Source organism: Clostridioides sp. ES-S-0054-01, from assembly GCA_021561035.1.
In the GTDB taxonomy this organism is placed as follows: domain Bacteria; phylum Bacillota; class Clostridia; order Peptostreptococcales; family Peptostreptococcaceae; genus Clostridioides.
This window is the reverse complement of sequence record CP067346.1, coordinates 132367-152500: the sequence shown is the minus strand read 5'-3', so window position 1 is coordinate 152500 and position 20134 is coordinate 132367. Positions and strand designations below refer to the sequence as shown.

The following is a 20134-nucleotide window of genomic DNA, read 5'->3' as shown; positions in this document are numbered from 1 at the left end:
CGATTTTCATCCTTGCTCGACCTGTATGTCTTGCAATCAAGCTCTCTTTTGCCTTTACACTCTACGTACGATTTCCGACCGTACTGAGAGAACCTTTGAGCGCCTCCGTTACCTTTTGGGAGGCGACCGCCCCAGTCAAACTGCCCACCTGACAGTGTCCCAAGACCAGATTCATGGCCTATGGTTAGAGTCCCAGTACTACAAGGGTGGTATCCCAAGGATGGCTCCGCCAAAACTGGCGTCCTGGTTTCAAAGCCTCCCACCTATCCTGTACATGTAGTACCAAGACCCAATGTCAAGCTACAGTAAAGCTCCATGGGGTCTTTCCGTCCTGTCGCAGGTATCCGGCATCTTCACCGGAATTACAATTTCACCGAGTCTGTTGTTGAGACAGTGCCCAAATCGTTACGCCTTTCGTGCGGGTCGGAACTTACCCGACAAGGAATTTCGCTACCTTAGGACCGTTATAGTTACGGCCGCCGTTTACTGGGGCTTAAGTTCACTGCTTCGATTGCTCTAACAGATCCCCTTAACCTTCCAGCACCGGGCAGGCGTCAGCTCCTATACATCGTCTTGCGACTTAGCAGAAACCTATGTTTTTGGTAAACAGTCGCTTGGGCCTATTCTCTGCGGCCACCGGATGGTGGCACCCCTTATCCCTAAGTTACGGGGTCATTTTGCCGAGTTCCTTAACAACAGTTCTCTCGCTGGCCTTAGGATACTCTCCTCACCCACCTGTGTCGGTTTGCGGTACGGGTACCTTTAACCTCGATAGAGACTTTTCTTGACAGTGTGAAATCAGCTACTTCGCTACTAAATTTCGCTCCCCATCACATCCCAGCATTATCAAAGCGGATTTACCTACTCTGACTGCCTCAATGCTTGGGCACACATAACCAACAGTGTGCTTAGCTTATCCTACTGTGTCATCCCATCTCTCAAACGGTTATCGGTAGTACAGGAATATCAACCTGTTGTCCATCACCTACGCCTTTCGGCCTCAGCTTAGGTCCCGACTAACCCAGGGCGGACGAACCTTCCCCTGGAAACCTTGGGTTTACGGCCTGTGGGATTCTCACCCACATCTCGCTACTCATGCCAACATTCTCACTCCCATACTGTCCACATGTCCTTACGGTCATGCTTCAACCCGTATGGGAAGCTCCCCTACCCATCATAATGATGCCGTAGCTTCGGTAGTAAGTTTTAGCCCCGGAAATCTTCGGCGCAGGATCACTCGACCAGTGAGCTATTACGCACTCTTTGAATGAGTGGCTGCTTCTAAGCCAACATCCTGGTTGTCTGTGCAATCCCACATCCTTTACCACTTAACTTACATTTAGGGACCTTAGCTGACGATCTGGGCTGTTGCCCTTTCGACTATGAATCTTATCACCCACAGTCTGACTCCCAAGTATAAGATGACGGCATTCGGAGTTTGATAGTCTTCGGTAGGTGCAATACCCCCTAGGACATTCAGTGCTCTACCTCCGTATCTCTCACCTTGAGGCTAGCCCTAAAGCTATTTCGGGGAGAACCAGCTATCTCCGGGCTCGATTGGAATTTCACCGCTACCCACAAGTCATCCCCGAGCTTTTCAACGCTCGTGGGTTCGGACCTCCACGAAATTTTACTTTCGCTTCATCCTGCTCATGGGTAGGTCGCCCGGTTTCGGGTCTACGTCAAGTAACTGAACGCTCAGTTAAAACTCGCTTTCGCTACGGCTCCACACCTTAAGTGCTTAACCTTGCTACTTAACGTAACTCGTTGGCCCGTTCTACAAAAAGTACGCGGTCACACAAGAAATGTGCTTCCACAGCTTGTAAGTGCAGGGTTTCAGGTTCTATTTCACTCCCCTCCCGGGGTTCTTTTCACCTTTCCCTCACGGTACTATACGCTATCGGTCACTAGGTAGTATTTAGCCTTGGAGGGTGGTCCCTCCTGCTTCCCACAGGGTTTCACGTGTCCCGTGGTACTCTGGATCATATCTGAAGTCTTCTCGTTTAACATACAGGACTATTACCTTCTGTGGTGGGTCTTTCCAAACCTCTTCAATTACGATACCTCTTCGTTATGATATGTCCACAACCCCAATAAAGAAAACTTTATTGGTTTGGGCTAATCCGCGTTCGCTCGCCACTACTTACGGAATCGAATTTCTTTCTCTTCCTTCAGGTACTTAGATGTTTCAGTTCCCTGAGTTCCCCTCATTAAGCTATGTATTCACTCAATGATACTTAGACATTACTCTAAGTGAGTTTCCTCATTCGGAAATCTTCGGATCAAAGTTTACGTGCAACTCCCCGAAGCTTATCGCAGCTTATCACGTCCTTCATCGGCTCCTAGTGCCAAGGCATCCGCCCTGCACCCTTAATAACTTGACCAGTTAAAAAGGTTTGATAGATTAAAGTCTATCAACTTGATAATTTTAAAAAGTTATCAGCTTTATATATTACAAATTAGATGTCATATCACTAAATATATATGCAGTTTTCAAAGTGCTAAAGCACAGCGTCAACGAACAAATCCCGTTGCTTAAAGTGCTAACGCACGTCGCCAACAAACAAACTTCACATGCGTTCAGTTTATTCTGTTGCTTAAAGTGCTAACGCACAAAGCTTGTATAAAGTTAAGCTATAAGTGCATGTAAGAGGCTACTAGATAAATCAAAGATTTAGGTAATATACTCTTAAATGGTGGAGATGAGGAGAGTCGAACTCCTGACCCCTTGCTTGCAAGGCAAGTGCTCTCCCAACTGAGCTACACCCCCATATATGAAGTTCATAAAGAACTCTCAAAATTAAACAGTAGGTAATTCTCCTTAGAAAGGAGGTGATCCAGCCGCACCTTCCGATACGGCTACCTTGTTACGACTTCACCCCAGTTATTGATTCCACCTTCGACGACTTCTTCCAAAAGGTTAGATAATCGGCTTCGGGCGTCTCCAACTCCCGTGGTGTGACGGGCGGTGTGTACAAGACCCGGGAACGCATTCACCGCAGCATTCTGATCTGCGATTACTAGTAACTCCAGCTTCATGTAGGCGAGTTTCAGCCTACAATCCGAACTGAGAGTAGCTTTAAGGGATTAGCTCCACCTTACGGCTTGGCAACCCTCTGTACTACCCATTGTAGCACGTGTGTAGCCCTAAGCATAAGGGGCATGATGATTTGACGTCATCCCCACCTTCCTCCAGGTTATCCCTGGCAGTCTCTCTAGAGTGCCCAACTTAATGATGGCAACTAAAGACAAGGGTTGCGCTCGTTGCGGGACTTAACCCAACATCTCACGACACGAGCTGACGACAACCATGCACCACCTGTCACCAATGTCCCCGAAGGGAACTCTCCGATTAAGGAGATGTCATTGGGATGTCAAGCTTAGGTAAGGTTCTTCGCGTTGCTTCGAATTAAACCACATGCTCCGCTACTTGTGCGGGTCCCCGTCAATTCCTTTGAGTTTCACTCTTGCGAGCGTACTTCCCAGGCGGAGTACTTAATGCGTTAGCTGCGGCACCGAAGGGGGTAACCCCCGACACCTAGTACTCATCGTTTACAGCGTGGACTACCAGGGTATCTAATCCTGTTTGCTCCCCACGCTTTCGTGCCTCAGCGTCAGTTACAGTCCAGAGAGCCGCCTTCGCAACTGGTGTTCCTCCTAATATCTACGCATTTCACCGCTACACTAGGAATTCCACTCTCCTCTCCTGCACTCAAGTCTCCCAGTTTCAAGAGCTTACTACGGTTGAGCCGTAGCCTTTCACTCCTGACTTGAAAGACCGCCTACGCACCCTTTACGCCCAGTAAATCCGGATAACGCTAGCCCCCTACGTATTACCGCGGCTGCTGGCACGTAGTTAGCCGGGGCTTCCTCCTCAAGTACCGTCATTATCTTCCTTGAGGACAGAGTTTTACGACCCGAAGGCCTTCATCACTCACGCGGCGTTGCTGCATCAGGCTTTCGCCCATTGTGCAATATTCCCCACTGCTGCCTCCCGTAGGAGTTTGGACCGTGTCTCAGTTCCAATGTGGCCGATCACCCTCTCAGGTCGGCTACTGATCGTCGCCTTGGTAAGCCGTTACCTTACCAACTAGCTAATCAGACGCGGGTCCATCCTGTACTGGCTCACCTTTGATATTCAAGAGATGCCTCTTAAATATGTTATCCCGTATTAGCATACCTTTCGGTATGTTATCCGTGTGTACAGGGTAGGTTACCCACGCGTTACTCACCCGTCCGCCGCTCTTTACCTAAGTAAATCGCTCAACTTGCATGTGTTAGGCACGCCGCCAGCGTTCATCCTGAGCCAGGATCAAACTCTCAAATAAAAGTTTATCAGGCTCAGATACTATTGTTATCAAAATATCTGGCTTTATGGTTTGTTTCTTGTTTATAAATTAACCTACTGTTTAATTTTCAAAGTTCTTTATGCTTTATGTGTTTGCCCTTTTCTTGAGGACAAGTATTACTATACCAACTTTTTCTTTTAGAGTCAACAACTTTTTTAATATTTTTTATTTTTAAATGTTCCACTCATCTATACATTTATAATATTATCCACATTATAAACAGCTGGTTCATATTGTTTTAACTTATTACATTAAATATTATCCACATTATAAACATATTTATCCACAAATTACAAAGTTTAATATTTTTTTACAAAGATAGATATTACATAATTATGACTTATTTATCTAATTTGTATTATAAAATTTGTTTATATGTTAAATTAACACTTATGTATTTATTTAAAACACCTATTTTAAATCTTTTATATTTTTTAGACTACTTAATATCAACATCTATAATAATAGATTAATGAACTTTCTAAATTACTTATCAGTATTTTATATATTTATCCAAATATTTATATTATAATAATTAAAAATTTTTCTAAGTCAATTGGATACTTGTTTCCTAGCAAAGAATCAATTAGATAATATCTGATATATCCTTTAGAAGCCATATAAAACAACCTAAACTATAAAAGACTTAAGTTCAAATATACAATAAGTGTTTTAGTTTAATTGTTATATTTTATATTTAGAAATTTGAAATATCGCATAAAAATAGACGAAAGTAAATATATCCTTATATTTACTCCCATCTACTTATCTGCTTATTCTGCTATAGATAAATCATCCTTCATATATTGCCCAACTAAAAATACTTTTTTATATTTCAAACTTTTTTGAACATCAATTATCCTTTGATTTGATGAACCTCTAAATTTTAAACTTATATCTTTTTTTTCAGCCATAAATTTGCCATCTACTAAAACATCAATTTGTTTTAGTAAATTTAAACTTTTAAAATACGTGCTATTTTTTTTATCTAACAGTTGTTCAAATGTAAACCCAGTATATGACCATACATCCAATCCATTTCTTTTAGCCTCTCTTGCTATTTCTTCTAATGGTTCTGGCTGTAAAAATGGTTCTCCTCCTGATAATGTAATGCCCCTTTGTAATTTCAATGACTTTACCTTATTTATAATTTCTTCTGTATCCATATAAAATCCCCCACATAAATCATGTGTCTGAGGATTATGGCATTCTTTACAATTATGAATACATCCTTGAGTCCATATTACCATTCTTAATCCTGGTCCATCAACTATACTGTCATAACTTATAGTAGATGACATTCTTATTTTCATAACTTATTCCCCCAAATAAAACTATCTATGTTTTACTCTATCTCTTACTTCTGCTTTTTTGGCATTATTAAATCGATCAACTGTACCAACTAAGTATCCTGTTATTCTTCTTATTCTTTCAAATTTGATATCACTTTCATCTTCATTTCTTCCACATACAGGACATATATTACTTGTTATTACACCTGAAAAGCCACATATTGGATCTCTATCTACAGGATGATTTATACTTCCATATCCTATACCCAAATCCTTCATAGCTTTTATAACAGTTTCAAAAGCTTCTAGATTGTCAGATGGATCTCCATCTAGCTCTACATATGTTATATGACCTGCATTAGTCAATTCATGGTATGGAGCTTCTACCTCAATTTTATCATATGCACTTATATTATAATAAACTGGTACATGGAATGAATTAGTATAATATTCTTTATCTGTAATACCTTTGATTTCTCCATAGACTTTTTTATCTATTTTAGTAAATCTACCTGAAAGACCTTCTGCTGGAGTACCCATTAAAGAAAAATTTAATTTGTATTTGTCTGTTGCTTCATCCATTTTATCTCTCATATGTGACACTATTTTTAATCCTAACTCTTGAGCTTCTTTACTTTCTCCATGATGTTTACCTATAAGAGCAATAAGACACTCTGCTAAACCTATAAATCCAATTGTCAATGTTCCTTGTTTTATTACTTCTTTTAATGTATCTTCTGGTCCTAAATCATCAGAACCTTTCCATACGCTTTGCCCCATCAAGAATGGGAAGTTCTTCATCTTTTTATTTCCTTGAACCTCAAGACGCTCTAATAATTGTTCTATAATTAAGTTTATCTTCTCATCTAATTCTTCAAAAAAATCATTTAAATTAGCTTTTTCACTATTTACAATACCATGTTTTATACCCAATCTTGGTAAGTTTACTGTAGTGAAAGATATATTTCCTCTACCACTAACTGTTTCTGAACCACACACATTACTAAGTACTCTTGTTCTACAACCCATATATGTAGCTTCTGTATCTGGTTCACCTTTTTTATAATATTTTGCATTAAAAGGCGCATCTAAAAAACTAAAATTAGGGAATAGTCTTTTAGCTGATACTCTGCATGATAATTTAAATAAATCATAATTAGGATCTTCAGGATTTAAATTTATACCTTCTTTGACCTTAAATATTAAAATTGGAAAAATTGGTGTCTCTCCATTACCTAAACCTCTTTCTTGAGATAATAGAAGATTCTTAGTCACCATTCTTCCTTCTTCAGAAGTATCTGTTCCGAAGTTTACACTTGAGAATGGTACCTGTGCACCTGCTCTAGAATGCATTGTGTTTAGATTGTGTATAAATGCTTCCATAGATTGATATGTTTTTTTGTCAGTTTCTCTATATGATTCCTCAAATGCAAATTTTTGCATGTTATTTACAAGTTCCTCATCTATATCAAAAGTCTGTATTAATTTCTCTTTTTCTAAATTTAGATATAATTCATCTCTCTTAAGACCAACCTTTTGATTTGTTTCTTTCTCTGTATTATATACTATGTTCTTTATTGCATCATTATTTTCAATTCCTTTAAATAACTTCAACGCTTTAGCTAAATTTCCTATGTAGAATTTCTTAAATGTCTTATATACACCTTCAGCCAATCCATAATCGAAAAATGGTATACTTTGACCTCCATGTTGATCATTTTGATTGCTCTGTATAGCAATTGCAGCTAATGCTCCATAACTTATTATGTCTTGTGGTTCTCTTAAAAAACCATGTCCTGTTGAAAATCCACCATTAAATAGTTTTTTAACATCTATTTGACAGCAAGTTAATGTTCCCATATTTAAAAAGTCCATATCATGTATGTGTATATCTCCATTATCATGAGCAAAAGAATGTTCTGGTTTTAATATATGAGTCTTACAAAATTCTTTAGATACAGTACTTCCATATTGTAACATAGTTCCCATGGCTGTATTGCCATTAATATTTGCATTTTCTCTTTTTATATCAGCATCTTCTGCATCCTCAAAAGTAATTTCCTCTATTGCCTTCATCAATCTTGTTTTTGAATTTCTTATTCTACTTCTTTCAGTTCTGTATATTATATATTCTTCGCTAGTTTTTGCATGGCCAGTTTCTATAAGAACCTTAACTACAGAATCTTGAATATCTTCAACACTTGGAACTGATTCTGAGTATTTATGATTTAAAAATTTTATTACTTCTTGAGTTAATTGCTCAGATAATTTATAATCAGGTACTATTCCTTCCCTTTCTGCAACATTCGTCGCTGCTAAAAATATAGCTCTTGTTATTCTATCTTCATTAAATGGGATTACTCTTCCATCTCTTTTTTTTACGAATTCAACCAATTAAAAAAACCTCCTATTACTATATATTGTATTTTGTTAATCTACATACCACTATATGTAGTATATTAAGTCTAAAAAAATCCCCTTCAACTAAGTTAAAGGGATTATCTTAATAATTGCTATATTAAGATTACCAAATTTGTACATAATAGTCAAACTTACGCAAATCATTGCAAATACTATGTGGATATTTTGAACAGTAGCGTTTCTAACAACTCTAAGAGTCAAAAACTTTTTCTCTTTTTTTTACACTAATTTTAGGCAAAAACCATATATTTTTATATATATTAATGTATATATCTACAAATTTCCTTATGTAAATTCTTTGAAATTGTCGTATAATATAAATAATAATTTAAAAGGAGGCATTTTATGTTATCAAAAAGACTAAACTTTATAACACCATCCTACACAATAGGTATTAGTTCTAAAGTTAAAGAAATGGAAAATAACGGAATTAAAGTAATAAATCTTAGTATAGGAGAACCTGATTTTAATGTACCTAATAACGCAAAATCTTACGGTATTGATTCTTTAAATAAAGATTGCACTAAATATGATTTAGTTCCAGGATTAAAAATACTTAGAGAGGAAATATGTAAAAAACTTATTGAAGAAAATAATTGTAACTATTCAATAGACGAAATAGTTGTATCAAGTGGAGCAAAAAACTCAATAACAAATACTTTACTAGCTTTAACAGATGAAGGAGATGAAGTATTATTACCAAAACCTTATTGGGTTAGTTATCCTGAAATGGTTAAGTTGGTTAATGCTGTTCCAGTTTTCATTGATACGAAAAAAGAAAATGGATTCAAGTTAACAAAAGAAGAGCTTGAAAAATCTATAACAGATAAAACAAAACTTCTTATAATAAACAACCCTTCAAATCCTACTGGTAGTGTTTATACAAAAGATGAATTAATAGAAATAGCAGATGTATGTATACAAAATAAAATATATATTTTAGCAGATGAAATATATGAAAAAATATGCTATGATAAAGAGTTTACATCAATTGCATCCTTAAGCAAAGAAGCTAAAGATATAACAATAACTATAAATGGTTTTTCTAAGTCAGCTGCAATGACTGGATTAAGATTAGGATATACTGCATCTAATAAAACGATTGCTAAAGCAATGAGTTCTATACAAGGACATCTCATATCTCACCCAAGTTTGACAGCACAATACATAGCATATGGAGCCTTAAAAGATTGCTCAACTGACATAGACAATATGGTTAAAACCTATAAATCTAGAAGAGATTTAATTAAATCAAAACTAGACTCTATAGAGAATGTAGGATACGTAAATCCAAATGGTGCATTCTATGCATTTATAGACCTTTCTAAAGTATCTGAGAAATTTGAATATAAAGATAGTTTTTCTATAAAATTCTGTAATCAGTTTTTAGAAGAATATAATGTTGCAGTTGTTCCTGGTATAGCATTTGGTATGGATAAATATATTCGTATATCTTATGCTTGCAGTGAAAATACTTTCTTATCTGGATTAGATAAATTAAAAGAATTTGTATATAAAATAATGGCATAATAAGAATTTAGATTAAATAGTGCTTGGATATAATGTATTAATGATAGTTAACATATCAAGTAAGTATATAAGATATATTCAATAACTTAATTAAAGTACTAAATAAAAAATAAAAGACTTACTGATTTTTAAATCTATAAGTCTTTTATTTTATCCATTAAAATATTAAACTAAACTACATAAGTTAAATTCTAAATTTATAATAACAAAAAAAATTACGTGGCTACGTCCTACTCTCCCAGGTAGTTTCCCACCAAGTACCATCAGCGCTAGAGAGCTTAACTTCTGTGTTCGGAATGGGAACAGGTGTATCCTCTCTGCTATTGTAACCACATAATCTTTATGCTTAATATTTCTATTAAGTTTTAGTAAGTTTTTAGAATCTAGTAATACTAGTTTCTTTAGAGTTAACACTCTAAAAACTACATATATACCTTAATTAATGAACATCAAATAAATATTGGTCAAGTCCTCGACCTATTAGTATCGATAAGCTAAATACATTGCTGCACTTACACTTTCGACCTATCAACCAGATAGTCTTTCTGGGGTCTTACCCTTGTGGTGGGAAATCTTATCTTGAAGTTGGCTTCGCGCTTAGATGCTTTCAGCGCTTATCCATTCCGTACATAGCTACCCAGCCATGCCCTTGGCAGGACAACTGGTACACCAGAGGTACGTCCATCCCGGTCCTCTCGTACTAAGGACAGGTCTTCTCAAATTTCCTACGCCTGCGACGGATAGGGACCGAACTGTCTCACGACGTTCTGAACCCAGCTCGCGTACCACTTTAATGGGCGAACAGCCCAACCCTTGGGACCTACTACAGCCCCAGGATGTGATGAGCCGACATCGAGGTGCCAAACCTCCCCGTCGATGTGGACTCTTGGGGGAGATAAGCCTGTTATCCCCAGGGTAGCTTTTATCCGTTGAGCGATGGCCCTTCCACGCAGAACCACCGGATCACTAAGTCCGATTTTCATCCTTGCTCGACCTGTATGTCTTGCAATCAAGCTCTCTTTTGCCTTTACACTCTACGTACGATTTCCGACCGTACTGAGAGAACCTTTGAGCGCCTCCGTTACCTTTTGGGAGGCGACCGCCCCAGTCAAACTGCCCACCTGACAGTGTCCCAAGACCAGATTCATGGCCTATGGTTAGAGTCCCAGTACTACAAGGGTGGTATCCCAAGGATGGCTCCGCCAAAACTGGCGTCCTGGTTTCAAAGCCTCCCACCTATCCTGTACATGTAGTACCAAGACCCAATGTCAAGCTACAGTAAAGCTCCATGGGGTCTTTCCGTCCTGTCGCAGGTATCCGGCATCTTCACCGGAATTACAATTTCACCGAGTCTGTTGTTGAGACAGTGCCCAAATCGTTACGCCTTTCGTGCGGGTCGGAACTTACCCGACAAGGAATTTCGCTACCTTAGGACCGTTATAGTTACGGCCGCCGTTTACTGGGGCTTAAGTTCACTGCTTCGATTGCTCTAACAGATCCCCTTAACCTTCCAGCACCGGGCAGGCGTCAGCTCCTATACATCGTCTTGCGACTTAGCAGAAACCTATGTTTTTGGTAAACAGTCGCTTGGGCCTATTCTCTGCGGCCACCGGATGGTGGCACCCCTTATCCCTAAGTTACGGGGTCATTTTGCCGAGTTCCTTAACAACAGTTCTCTCGCTGGCCTTAGGATACTCTCCTCACCCACCTGTGTCGGTTTGCGGTACGGGTACCTTTAACCTCGATAGAGACTTTTCTTGACAGTGTGAAATCAGCTACTTCGCTACTAAATTTCGCTCCCCATCACATCCCAGCATTATCAAAGCGGATTTACCTACTCTGACTGCCTCAATGCTTGGGCACACATAACCAACAGTGTGCTTAGCTTATCCTACTGTGTCATCCCATCTCTCAAACGGTTATCGGTAGTACAGGAATATCAACCTGTTGTCCATCACCTACGCCTTTCGGCCTCAGCTTAGGTCCCGACTAACCCAGGGCGGACGAACCTTCCCCTGGAAACCTTGGGTTTACGGCCTGTGGGATTCTCACCCACATCTCGCTACTCATGCCAACATTCTCACTCCCATACTGTCCACATGTCCTTACGGTCATGCTTCAACCCGTATGGGAAGCTCCCCTACCCATCATAATGATGCCGTAGCTTCGGTAGTAAGTTTTAGCCCCGGAAATCTTCGGCGCAGGATCACTCGACCAGTGAGCTATTACGCACTCTTTGAATGAGTGGCTGCTTCTAAGCCAACATCCTGGTTGTCTGTGCAATCCCACATCCTTTACCACTTAACTTACATTTAGGGACCTTAGCTGACGATCTGGGCTGTTGCCCTTTCGACTATGAATCTTATCACCCACAGTCTGACTCCCAAGTATAAGATGACGGCATTCGGAGTTTGATAGTCTTCGGTAGGTGCAATACCCCCTAGGACATTCAGTGCTCTACCTCCGTATCTCTCACCTTGAGGCTAGCCCTAAAGCTATTTCGGGGAGAACCAGCTATCTCCGGGCTCGATTGGAATTTCACCGCTACCCACAAGTCATCCCCGAGCTTTTCAACGCTCGTGGGTTCGGACCTCCACGAAATTTTACTTTCGCTTCATCCTGCTCATGGGTAGGTCGCCCGGTTTCGGGTCTACGTCAAGTAACTGAACGCTCAGTTAAAACTCGCTTTCGCTACGGCTCCACACCTTAAGTGCTTAACCTTGCTACTTAACGTAACTCGTTGGCCCGTTCTACAAAAAGTACGCGGTCACACAAGAAATGTGCTTCCACAGCTTGTAAGTGCAGGGTTTCAGGTTCTATTTCACTCCCCTCCCGGGGTTCTTTTCACCTTTCCCTCACGGTACTATACGCTATCGGTCACTAGGTAGTATTTAGCCTTGGAGGGTGGTCCCTCCTGCTTCCCACAGGGTTTCACGTGTCCCGTGGTACTCTGGATCATATCTGAAGTCTTCTCGTTTAACATACAGGACTATTACCTTCTGTGGTGGGTCTTTCCAAACCTCTTCAATTACGATACCTCTTCGTTATGATATGTCCGCAACCCCAATAAAGAAAACTTTATTGGTTTGGGCTAATCCGCGTTCGCTCGCCGCTACTTACGGAATCGAATTTCTTTCTCTTCCTTCAGGTACTTAGATGTTTCAGTTCCCTGAGTTCCCCTCATTAAGCTATGTATTCACTCAATGATACTTAGACATTACTCTAAGTGAGTTTCCTCATTCGGAAATCTTCGGATCAAAGTTTACGTGCAACTCCCCGAAGCTTATCGCAGCTTATCACGTCCTTCATCGGCTCCTAGTGCCAAGGCATCCGCCCTGCACCCTTAATAACTTGACCAGTTAAAAAGGTTTGATAGATTAAAGTCTATCAACTTGATAATTTTAAAAAGTTATCAGCTTTATATATTACAAATTAGATGTCATATCACTAAATATATATGCAGTTTTCAAAGTGCTAAAGCACAGCGTCAACGAACAAATCCCGTTGCTTAAAGTGCTAACGCACGTCGCCAACAAACAAACTTCACATGCGTTCAGTTTATTCTGTTGCTTAAAGTGCTAACGCACAAAGCTTGTATAAAGTTAAGCTATAAGTGCATGTAAGAGGCTACTAGATAAATCAAAGATTTAGGTAATATACTCTTAAATGGTGGAGATGAGGAGAGTCGAACTCCTGACCCCTTGCTTGCAAGGCAAGTGCTCTCCCAACTGAGCTACACCCCCATATATGAAGTTCATAAAGAACCCTCAAAATTAAACAGTAGGTAATTCTCCTTAGAAAGGAGGTGATCCAGCCGCACCTTCCGATACGGCTACCTTGTTACGACTTCACCCCAGTTATTGATTCCACCTTCGACGACTTCTTCCAAAAGGTTAGATAATCGGCTTCGGGCGTCTCCAACTCCCGTGGTGTGACGGGCGGTGTGTACAAGACCCGGGAACGCATTCACCGCAGCATTCTGATCTGCGATTACTAGTAACTCCAGCTTCATGTAGGCGAGTTTCAGCCTACAATCCGAACTGAGAGTAGCTTTAAGGGATTAGCTCCACCTTACGGCTTGGCAACCCTCTGTACTACCCATTGTAGCACGTGTGTAGCCCTAAGCATAAGGGGCATGATGATTTGACGTCATCCCCACCTTCCTCCAGGTTATCCCTGGCAGTCTCTCTAGAGTGCCCAACTTAATGATGGCAACTAAAGACAAGGGTTGCGCTCGTTGCGGGACTTAACCCAACATCTCACGACACGAGCTGACGACAACCATGCACCACCTGTCACCAATGTCCCCGAAGGGAACTCTCCGATTAAGGAGATGTCATTGGGATGTCAAGCTTAGGTAAGGTTCTTCGCGTTGCTTCGAATTAAACCACATGCTCCGCTACTTGTGCGGGTCCCCGTCAATTCCTTTGAGTTTCACTCTTGCGAGCGTACTTCCCAGGCGGAGTACTTAATGCGTTAGCTGCGGCACCGAAGGGGGTAACCCCCGACACCTAGTACTCATCGTTTACAGCGTGGACTACCAGGGTATCTAATCCTGTTTGCTCCCCACGCTTTCGTGCCTCAGCGTCAGTTACAGTCCAGAGAGCCGCCTTCGCAACTGGTGTTCCTCCTAATATCTACGCATTTCACCGCTACACTAGGAATTCCACTCTCCTCTCCTGCACTCAAGTCTCCCAGTTTCAAGAGCTTACTACGGTTGAGCCGTAGCCTTTCACTCCTGACTTGAAAGACCGCCTACGCACCCTTTACGCCCAGTAAATCCGGATAACGCTAGCCCCCTACGTATTACCGCGGCTGCTGGCACGTAGTTAGCCGGGGCTTCCTCCTCAAGTACCGTCATTATCTTCCTTGAGGACAGAGTTTTACGACCCGAAGGCCTTCATCACTCACGCGGCGTTGCTGCATCAGGCTTTCGCCCATTGTGCAATATTCCCCACTGCTGCCTCCCGTAGGAGTTTGGACCGTGTCTCAGTTCCAATGTGGCCGATCACCCTCTCAGGTCGGCTACTGATCGTCGCCTTGGTAAGCCGTTACCTTACCAACTAGCTAATCAGACGCGGGTCCATCCTGTACTGGCTCACCTTTGATATTCAAGAGATGCCTCTCAAATATGTTATCCCGTATTAGCATACCTTTCGGTATGTTATCCGTGTGTACAGGGTAGGTTACCCACGCGTTACTCACCCGTCCGCCGCTCTTTACCTAAGTAAATCGCTCAACTTGCATGTGTTAGGCACGCCGCCAGCGTTCATCCTGAGCCAGGATCAAACTCTCAAATAAAAGTTTATCAGGCTCAGATACTATTGTTATCAAAATATCTGGCTTTATGGTTTGTTTCTTAATATAAATTAACCTACTGTTTAATTTTCAAAGTTCTTTATTGATATAGTTAGATGGTAGCGGTAATAGGAGTCGAACCTATGACCTTTCGGGTATGAACCGAACGCTCTAGCCAACTAAGCTATACCGCCGTATTTCTGGTGCCCAGAGGCGGAATCGAACCACCGACACGGGGATTTTCAGTCCCCTGCTCTACCGACTGAGCTATCTGGGCAAATGGTGGGCCTAGCTGGACTCGAACCAGCGACCTCACGCTTATCAGGCGTGCGCTCTAACCACCTGAGCTATAGGCCCTTTTCTTGGTCGAGGTGAAGGGACTCGAACCCCCGGCCCCATGGTCCCAAACCATGTGCGCTACCAAACTGCGCTACACCTCGAAATCTTATTTACTATATTATACTACTCTAAAATTTAATTTTTTTCAAGCCCTTTTTATTTGGCAGGGGTGGAGGGACTCGAACCCACGGCGCACGGTTTTGGAGACCGACGCTCTACCAACTGAGCTACACCCCTATGAAGAATAGTAAACCTTCATGAACTCGAACTCCAGACTTACTGGTTATGAGTTGGGAACTCTAACCAACCTAGCTAAAAATCTAAGTTGGTCGAGGTGAAGGGACTCGAACCCCCGGCCCCATGGTCCCAAACCATGTGCGCTACCAAACTGCGCTACACCTCGTTTTAAATGGCGGAGAAGGAGGGATTCGAACCCTCGCACCGGTTACCCAGCCTAATCCCTTAGCAGGGGATCCTCTTGAGCCACTTGAGTACTTCTCCAAATTAAGTCTTATTTTTTGGCGGAGAGGGTGGGATTCGAACCCACGGCCCCTTTCGAAGTCACTGGTTTTCAAGACCAGCTCCTTAAACCACTCGGACACCTCTCCACTGGTGATCTATCCGCGACTCGAACGCGGGACACCCTGATTAAAAGTCAGGTGCTCTACCGACTGAGCTAATAGACCATACTATTTGGCTGGGGATGCAGGACTCGAACCTACGCATACATGAGTCAAAGTCATGTGCCTTACCGACTTGGCTAATCCCCAATATATATGTGGTGAGCGCACAGGGATTCGAACCCCGGACACACGCCTTAGAAGGGCGTTGCTCTATCCAGCTGAGCTATGCACCCACGCTTTTTTGGAGCGGGTGAAGGGGATCGAACCCTCACAGCTGGCTTGGAAGGCCAGAACTCTACCATTGAGCTACACCCGCATATTTAATTGGTGGAGGATGGTGGATTCGAACCACCGAAGTCGATGACAACAGATTTACAGTCTGCCCCCTTTGGCCGCTCGGGAAATCCTCCGTATTGTTTCATATGGAGCTGGTGATAGAAATCGAACCTACAACCTGCTGATTACAAGTCAGCTGCTCTACCGTTGAGCCACACCAGCATTTTTTAATTTGGCGACCTGGAAGGGGCTCGAACCCTCGACCTCCAGCGTGACAGGCTGGCATTCTAACCAACTGAACTACCAGGCCGCAAATGGTGGGACCAACAGGGCTCGAACCTGTGACCCCCTGCTTGTAAGGCAGGTGCTCTCCCAGCTGAGCTATGATCCCACAAATGGTGACTCGTAGGGGAATTGAACCCCTGTTACCGCCGTGAAAGGGCGGTGTCTTAACCTCTTGACCAACGAGCCATAATGGCTCCAAGGGTGGGGCTCGAACCCACAGCCTACCGGTTAACAGCCGGTTGCTCCACCGTTGAGCTACCTTGGAATATCCAACGTGGCTATGTCCTACTCTTCCAGGCAGTTTCCCACCAAGTACCATCAGCGCTAGAGAACTTAACTTCTGTGTTCGGAATGGGAACAGGTGTATCTTCTCTGCTATTATAACCACATTTTTTTCTTGTTGTTAGGACAAGTATAATATTAACATTTTTTGTCATTTTTATCAACACTTTTTTAAACTTTTTAGAGTTAACACTCTAAAAACTACATATATATCTTAATTAATGAACATCAAATAAATATTGGTCAAGTCCTCGACCTATTAGTATCGATAAGCTAAATACATTGCTGCACTTACACCTTCGACCTATCAACCAGATAGTCTTTCTGGGGTCTTACCCTTGCGGTGGGAAATCTTATCTTGAAGTTGGCTTCGCGCTTAGATGCTTTCAGCGCTTATCCATTCCGTACATAGCTACCCAGCCATGCCCTTGGCAGGACAACTGGTACACCAGAGGTACGTCCATCCCGGTCCTCTCGTACTAAGGACAGGTCTTCTCAAATTTCCTACGCCTGCGACGGATAGGGACCGAACTGTCTCACGACGTTCTGAACCCAGCTCGCGTACCACTTTAATGGGCGAACAGCCCAACCCTTGGGACCTACTACAGCCCCAGGATGTGATGAGCCGACATCGAGGTGCCAAACCTCCCCGTCGATGTGGACTCTTGGGGGAGATAAGCCTGTTATCCCCAGGGTAGCTTTTATCCGTTGAGCGATGGCCCTTCCACGCAGAACCACCGGATCACTAAGTCCGATTTTCATCCTTGCTCGACCTGTATGTCTTGCAATCAAGCTCTCTTTTGCCTTTACACTCTACGTACGATTTCCGACCGTACTGAGAGAACCTTTGAGCGCCTCCGTTACCTTTTGGGAGGCGACCGCCCCAGTCAAACTGCCCACCTGACAGTGTCCCAAGACCAGATTCATGGCCTATGGTTAGAGTCCCAGTACTACAAGGGTGGTATCCCAAGGATGGCTCCGCCAAAACTGGCGTCCTGGTTTCAAAGCCTCCCACCTATCCTGTACATGTAGTACCAAGACCCAATGTCAAGCTACAGTAAAGCTCCATGGGGTCTTTCCGTCCTGTCGCAGGTATCCGGCATCTTCACCGGAATTACAATTTCACCGAGTCTGTTGTTGAGACAGTGCCCAAATCGTTACGCCTTTCGTGCGGGTCGGAACTTACCCGACAAGGAATTTCGCTACCTTAGGACCGTTATAGTTACGGCCGCCGTTTACTGGGGCTTAAGTTCACTGCTTCGATTGCTCTAACAGATCCCCTTAACCTTCCAGCACCGGGCAGGCGTCAGCTCCTATACATCGTCTTGCGACTTAGCAGAAACCTATGTTTTTGGTAAACAGTCGCTTGGGCCTATTCTCTGCGGCCACCGGATGGTGGCACCCCTTATCCCTAAGTTACGGGGTCATTTTGCCGAGTTCCTTAACAACAGTTCTCTCGCTGGCCTTAGGATACTCTCCTCACCCACCTGTGTCGGTTTGCGGTACGGGTACCTTTAACCTCGATAGAGACTTTTCTTGACAGTGTGAAATCAGCTACTTCGCTACTAAATTTCGCTCCCCATCACATCCCAGCATTATCAAAGCGGATTTACCTACTCTGACTGCCTCAATGCTTGGGCACACATAACCAACAGTGTGCTTAGCTTATCCTACTGTGTCATCCCATCTCTCAAACGGTTATCGGTAGTACAGGAATATCAACCTGTTGTCCATCACCTACGCCTTTCGGCCTCAGCTTAGGTCCCGACTAACCCAGGGCGGACGAACCTTCCCCTGGAAACCTTGGGTTTACGGCCTGTGGGATTCTCACCCACATCTCGCTACTCATGCCAACATTCTCACTCCCATACTGTCCACATGTCCTTACGGTCATGCTTCAACCCGTATGGGAAGCTCCCCTACCCATCATAATGATGCCGTAGCTTCGGTAGTAAGTTTTAGCCCCGGAAATCTTCGGCGCAGGATCACTCGACCAGTGAGCTATTACGCACTCTTTGAATGAGTGGCTGCTTCTAAGCCAACATCCTGGTTGTCTGTGCAATCCCACATCCTTTACCACTTAACTTACATTTAGGGACCTTAGCTGACGATCTGGGCTGTTGCCCTTTCGACTATGAATCTTATCACCCACAGTCTGACTCCCAAGTATAAGATGACGGCATTCGGAGTTTGATAGTCTTCGGTAGGTGCAATACCCCCTAGGACATTCAGTGCTCTACCTCCGTATCTCTCACCTTGAGGCTAGCCCTAAAGCTATTTCGGGGAGAACCAGCTATCTCCGGGCTCGATTGGAATTTCACCGCTACCCACAAGTCATCCCCGAGCTTTTCAACGCTCGTGGGTTCGGACCTCCACGAAATTTTACTTTCGCTTCATCCTGCTCATGGGTAGGTCGCCCGGTTTCGGGTCTACGTCAAGTAACTGAACGCTCAGTTAAAACTCGCTTTCGCTACGGCTCCACACCTTAAGTGCTTAACCTTGCTACTTAACGTAACTCGTTGGCCCGTTCTACAAAAAGTACGCGGTCACACAAGAAATGTGCTTCCACAGCTTGTAAGTGCAGGGTTTCAGGTTCTATTTCACTCCCCTCCCGGGGTTCTTTTCACCTTTCCCTCACGGTACTATACGCTATCGGTCACTAGGTAGTATTTAGCCTTGGAGGGTGGTCCCTCCTGCTTCCCACAGGGTTTCACGTGTCCCGTGGTACTCTGGATCATATCTGAAGTCTTCTCGTTTAACATACAGGACTATTACCTTCTGTGGTGGGTCTTTCCAAACCTCTTCAATTACGATACCTCTTCGTTATGATATGTCCACAACCCCAATAAAGAAAACTTTATTGGTTTGGGCTAATCCGCGTTCGCTCGCCACTACTTACGGAATCGAATTTCTTTCTCTTCCTTCAGGTACTTAGATGTTTCAGTTCCCTGAGTTCCCCTCATTAAGCTATGTATTCACTTAATGATACTTAGACATTACTCTAAGTGAGTTTCCTCATTCGGAAATCTTCGGATCAAAGTTTACGTGCAACTCCCCGAAGCTTATCGCAGCTTATCACGTCCTTCATCGGCTCCTAGTGCCAAGGCATCCGCCCTGCACCCTTAATAACTTGACCAGTTAAAAAGGTTTGATAGATTAAATTCTATCAACTTGATAATTTTAAAAAGTTATCAGCTTTATATATTACAAATTAGATGTCATATCACTAAATATATATGCAGTTTTCAAAGTGCTAAAGCACAGCGTCAACGAATAAATTCCGTTACTTGAAGTGCTAACGCACAACGCCAACGAATAAATCCCATTGCTTAAAGTGCTAATGCACGTCGCCAACAAACAAACTTCACATGCGTTCAGTTTATTCTGTTGCTTAAAGTGCTAACGCACAAAGCTTGTATAAAGTTAAGCTATAAGTGCA

Annotated in this window: 3 protein-coding genes, 20 tRNA genes and 7 rRNA genes (1 of these 30 cut by a window edge); 1 reads left to right on the top strand and 29 read right to left on the bottom strand. The window is 42.7% G+C overall.

The annotated features are described in order from the left end of the window. The 5 genes from JJC02_01025 to JJC02_01005 all read right to left on the bottom strand — a co-directional run. Positions 1–2384: ribosomal RNA gene (locus JJC02_01025) — 23S ribosomal RNA — on the bottom strand; it reaches 513 nt to the left of the window's first position. A 310-nt stretch (positions 2385–2694) separates the two neighbouring features. After that, positions 2695–2770: transfer RNA gene (locus JJC02_01020), tRNA-Ala, on the bottom strand. A gap of 55 nt (positions 2771–2825) precedes the next feature. After that, positions 2826–4328, bottom strand: a 16S ribosomal RNA gene (locus JJC02_01015). The 16S and 23S rRNA genes sit together here with 1 tRNA gene alongside, the layout of an rRNA operon. 794 nt (positions 4329–5122) lie before the next feature. Further along, positions 5123–5662: an anaerobic ribonucleoside-triphosphate reductase activating protein gene (gene nrdG, locus JJC02_01010; GenBank protein ID UDN54826.1), complete on the bottom strand. Its 540-nt coding sequence runs from the start codon at positions 5660–5662 to the stop codon at positions 5123–5125. Between the two features lie 21 nt (positions 5663–5683). After that, the gene (locus JJC02_01005; GenBank protein ID UDN54825.1) at positions 5684–8035 is read right to left on the bottom strand and encodes an anaerobic ribonucleoside triphosphate reductase; all 2352 of its coding nucleotides are present in this window, start codon (positions 8033–8035) and stop codon (positions 5684–5686) included. 372 nt (positions 8036–8407) lie between these two features. Here JJC02_01005 and JJC02_01000 point away from each other — a divergent pair, with 372 nt between their 5' ends. After that, a complete protein-coding gene (locus tag JJC02_01000) occupies positions 8408–9592 on the top strand; it encodes a pyridoxal phosphate-dependent aminotransferase (GenBank protein ID UDN54824.1) in 1185 nt (394 codons plus the stop codon). A 217-nt stretch (positions 9593–9809) separates the two neighbouring features. Here JJC02_01000 and rrf (JJC02_00995) read toward each other — a convergent pair. The 24 genes from rrf (JJC02_00995) to JJC02_00880 form a co-directional block, all read right to left on the bottom strand. Then, positions 9810–9926: ribosomal RNA gene (rrf, locus tag JJC02_00995) — 5S ribosomal RNA — on the bottom strand. A 126-nt stretch (positions 9927–10052) separates the two neighbouring features. Beyond that, positions 10053–12949: ribosomal RNA gene (locus JJC02_00990) — 23S ribosomal RNA — on the bottom strand. A gap of 310 nt (positions 12950–13259) precedes the next feature. Next, a tRNA-Ala gene (locus JJC02_00985) sits at positions 13260–13335 on the bottom strand. A 55-nt stretch (positions 13336–13390) separates the two neighbouring features. Next, positions 13391–14893: ribosomal RNA gene (locus JJC02_00980) — 16S ribosomal RNA — on the bottom strand. A gap of 114 nt (positions 14894–15007) precedes the next feature. Then, positions 15008–15084: transfer RNA gene (locus JJC02_00975), tRNA-Met, on the bottom strand. A gap of 7 nt (positions 15085–15091) precedes the next feature. Next, a tRNA-Phe gene (locus JJC02_00970) sits at positions 15092–15167 on the bottom strand. A 3-nt stretch (positions 15168–15170) separates the two neighbouring features. Beyond that, positions 15171–15247 (bottom strand) — tRNA-Ile (locus tag JJC02_00965). Positions 15248–15253: 6 nt separating this feature from the next. Continuing rightward, a tRNA-Pro gene (locus tag JJC02_00960) sits at positions 15254–15330 on the bottom strand. A 60-nt stretch (positions 15331–15390) separates the two neighbouring features. Then, positions 15391–15466 (bottom strand) — tRNA-Trp (locus JJC02_00955). 89 nt (positions 15467–15555) lie between these two features. Further along, positions 15556–15632, bottom strand: a tRNA-Pro gene (locus JJC02_00950). 7 nt (positions 15633–15639) lie between these two features. Beyond that, positions 15640–15730, bottom strand: a tRNA-Ser gene (locus JJC02_00945). A gap of 18 nt (positions 15731–15748) precedes the next feature. Continuing rightward, positions 15749–15837, bottom strand: a tRNA-Ser gene (locus JJC02_00940). A 2-nt stretch (positions 15838–15839) separates the two neighbouring features. Then, positions 15840–15915, bottom strand: a tRNA-Lys gene (locus JJC02_00935). 8 nt (positions 15916–15923) lie between these two features. Further along, positions 15924–15999 (bottom strand) — tRNA-Gln (locus JJC02_00930). Positions 16000–16008: 9 nt separating this feature from the next. Beyond that, positions 16009–16085: transfer RNA gene (locus tag JJC02_00925), tRNA-Arg, on the bottom strand. 9 nt (positions 16086–16094) lie between these two features. Further along, a tRNA-Gly gene (locus JJC02_00920) sits at positions 16095–16168 on the bottom strand. Positions 16169–16177: 9 nt separating this feature from the next. After that, positions 16178–16262: transfer RNA gene (locus JJC02_00915), tRNA-Tyr, on the bottom strand. A 13-nt stretch (positions 16263–16275) separates the two neighbouring features. Continuing rightward, positions 16276–16350, bottom strand: a tRNA-Thr gene (locus JJC02_00910). An 11-nt stretch (positions 16351–16361) separates the two neighbouring features. Then, a tRNA-Asp gene (locus tag JJC02_00905) sits at positions 16362–16438 on the bottom strand. 5 nt (positions 16439–16443) lie between these two features. Beyond that, positions 16444–16519, bottom strand: a tRNA-Val gene (locus JJC02_00900). 5 nt (positions 16520–16524) lie between these two features. Then, a tRNA-Glu gene (locus JJC02_00895) sits at positions 16525–16599 on the bottom strand. Between the two features lie 4 nt (positions 16600–16603). Then, a tRNA-Asn gene (locus tag JJC02_00890) sits at positions 16604–16678 on the bottom strand. Between the two features lie 7 nt (positions 16679–16685). Further along, positions 16686–16802, bottom strand: a 5S ribosomal RNA gene (rrf, locus tag JJC02_00885). A gap of 132 nt (positions 16803–16934) precedes the next feature. Further along, a 23S ribosomal RNA gene (locus tag JJC02_00880) occupies positions 16935–19831 on the bottom strand. Between the last annotated feature and the right edge of the window lie 303 nt (positions 19832–20134).

Excerpts from the sequence above, each read along its gene's own strand:
- nrdG (UDN54826.1), bottom strand. The coding sequence starts at position 5,662 with ATGAAAATAAGAATGTCATCTACTATAAGTTATGACAGTATAGTTGAT.
- JJC02_01000 (UDN54824.1), top strand. The coding sequence starts at position 8,408 with ATGTTATCAAAAAGACTAAACTTTATAACACCATCCTACACAATAGGT.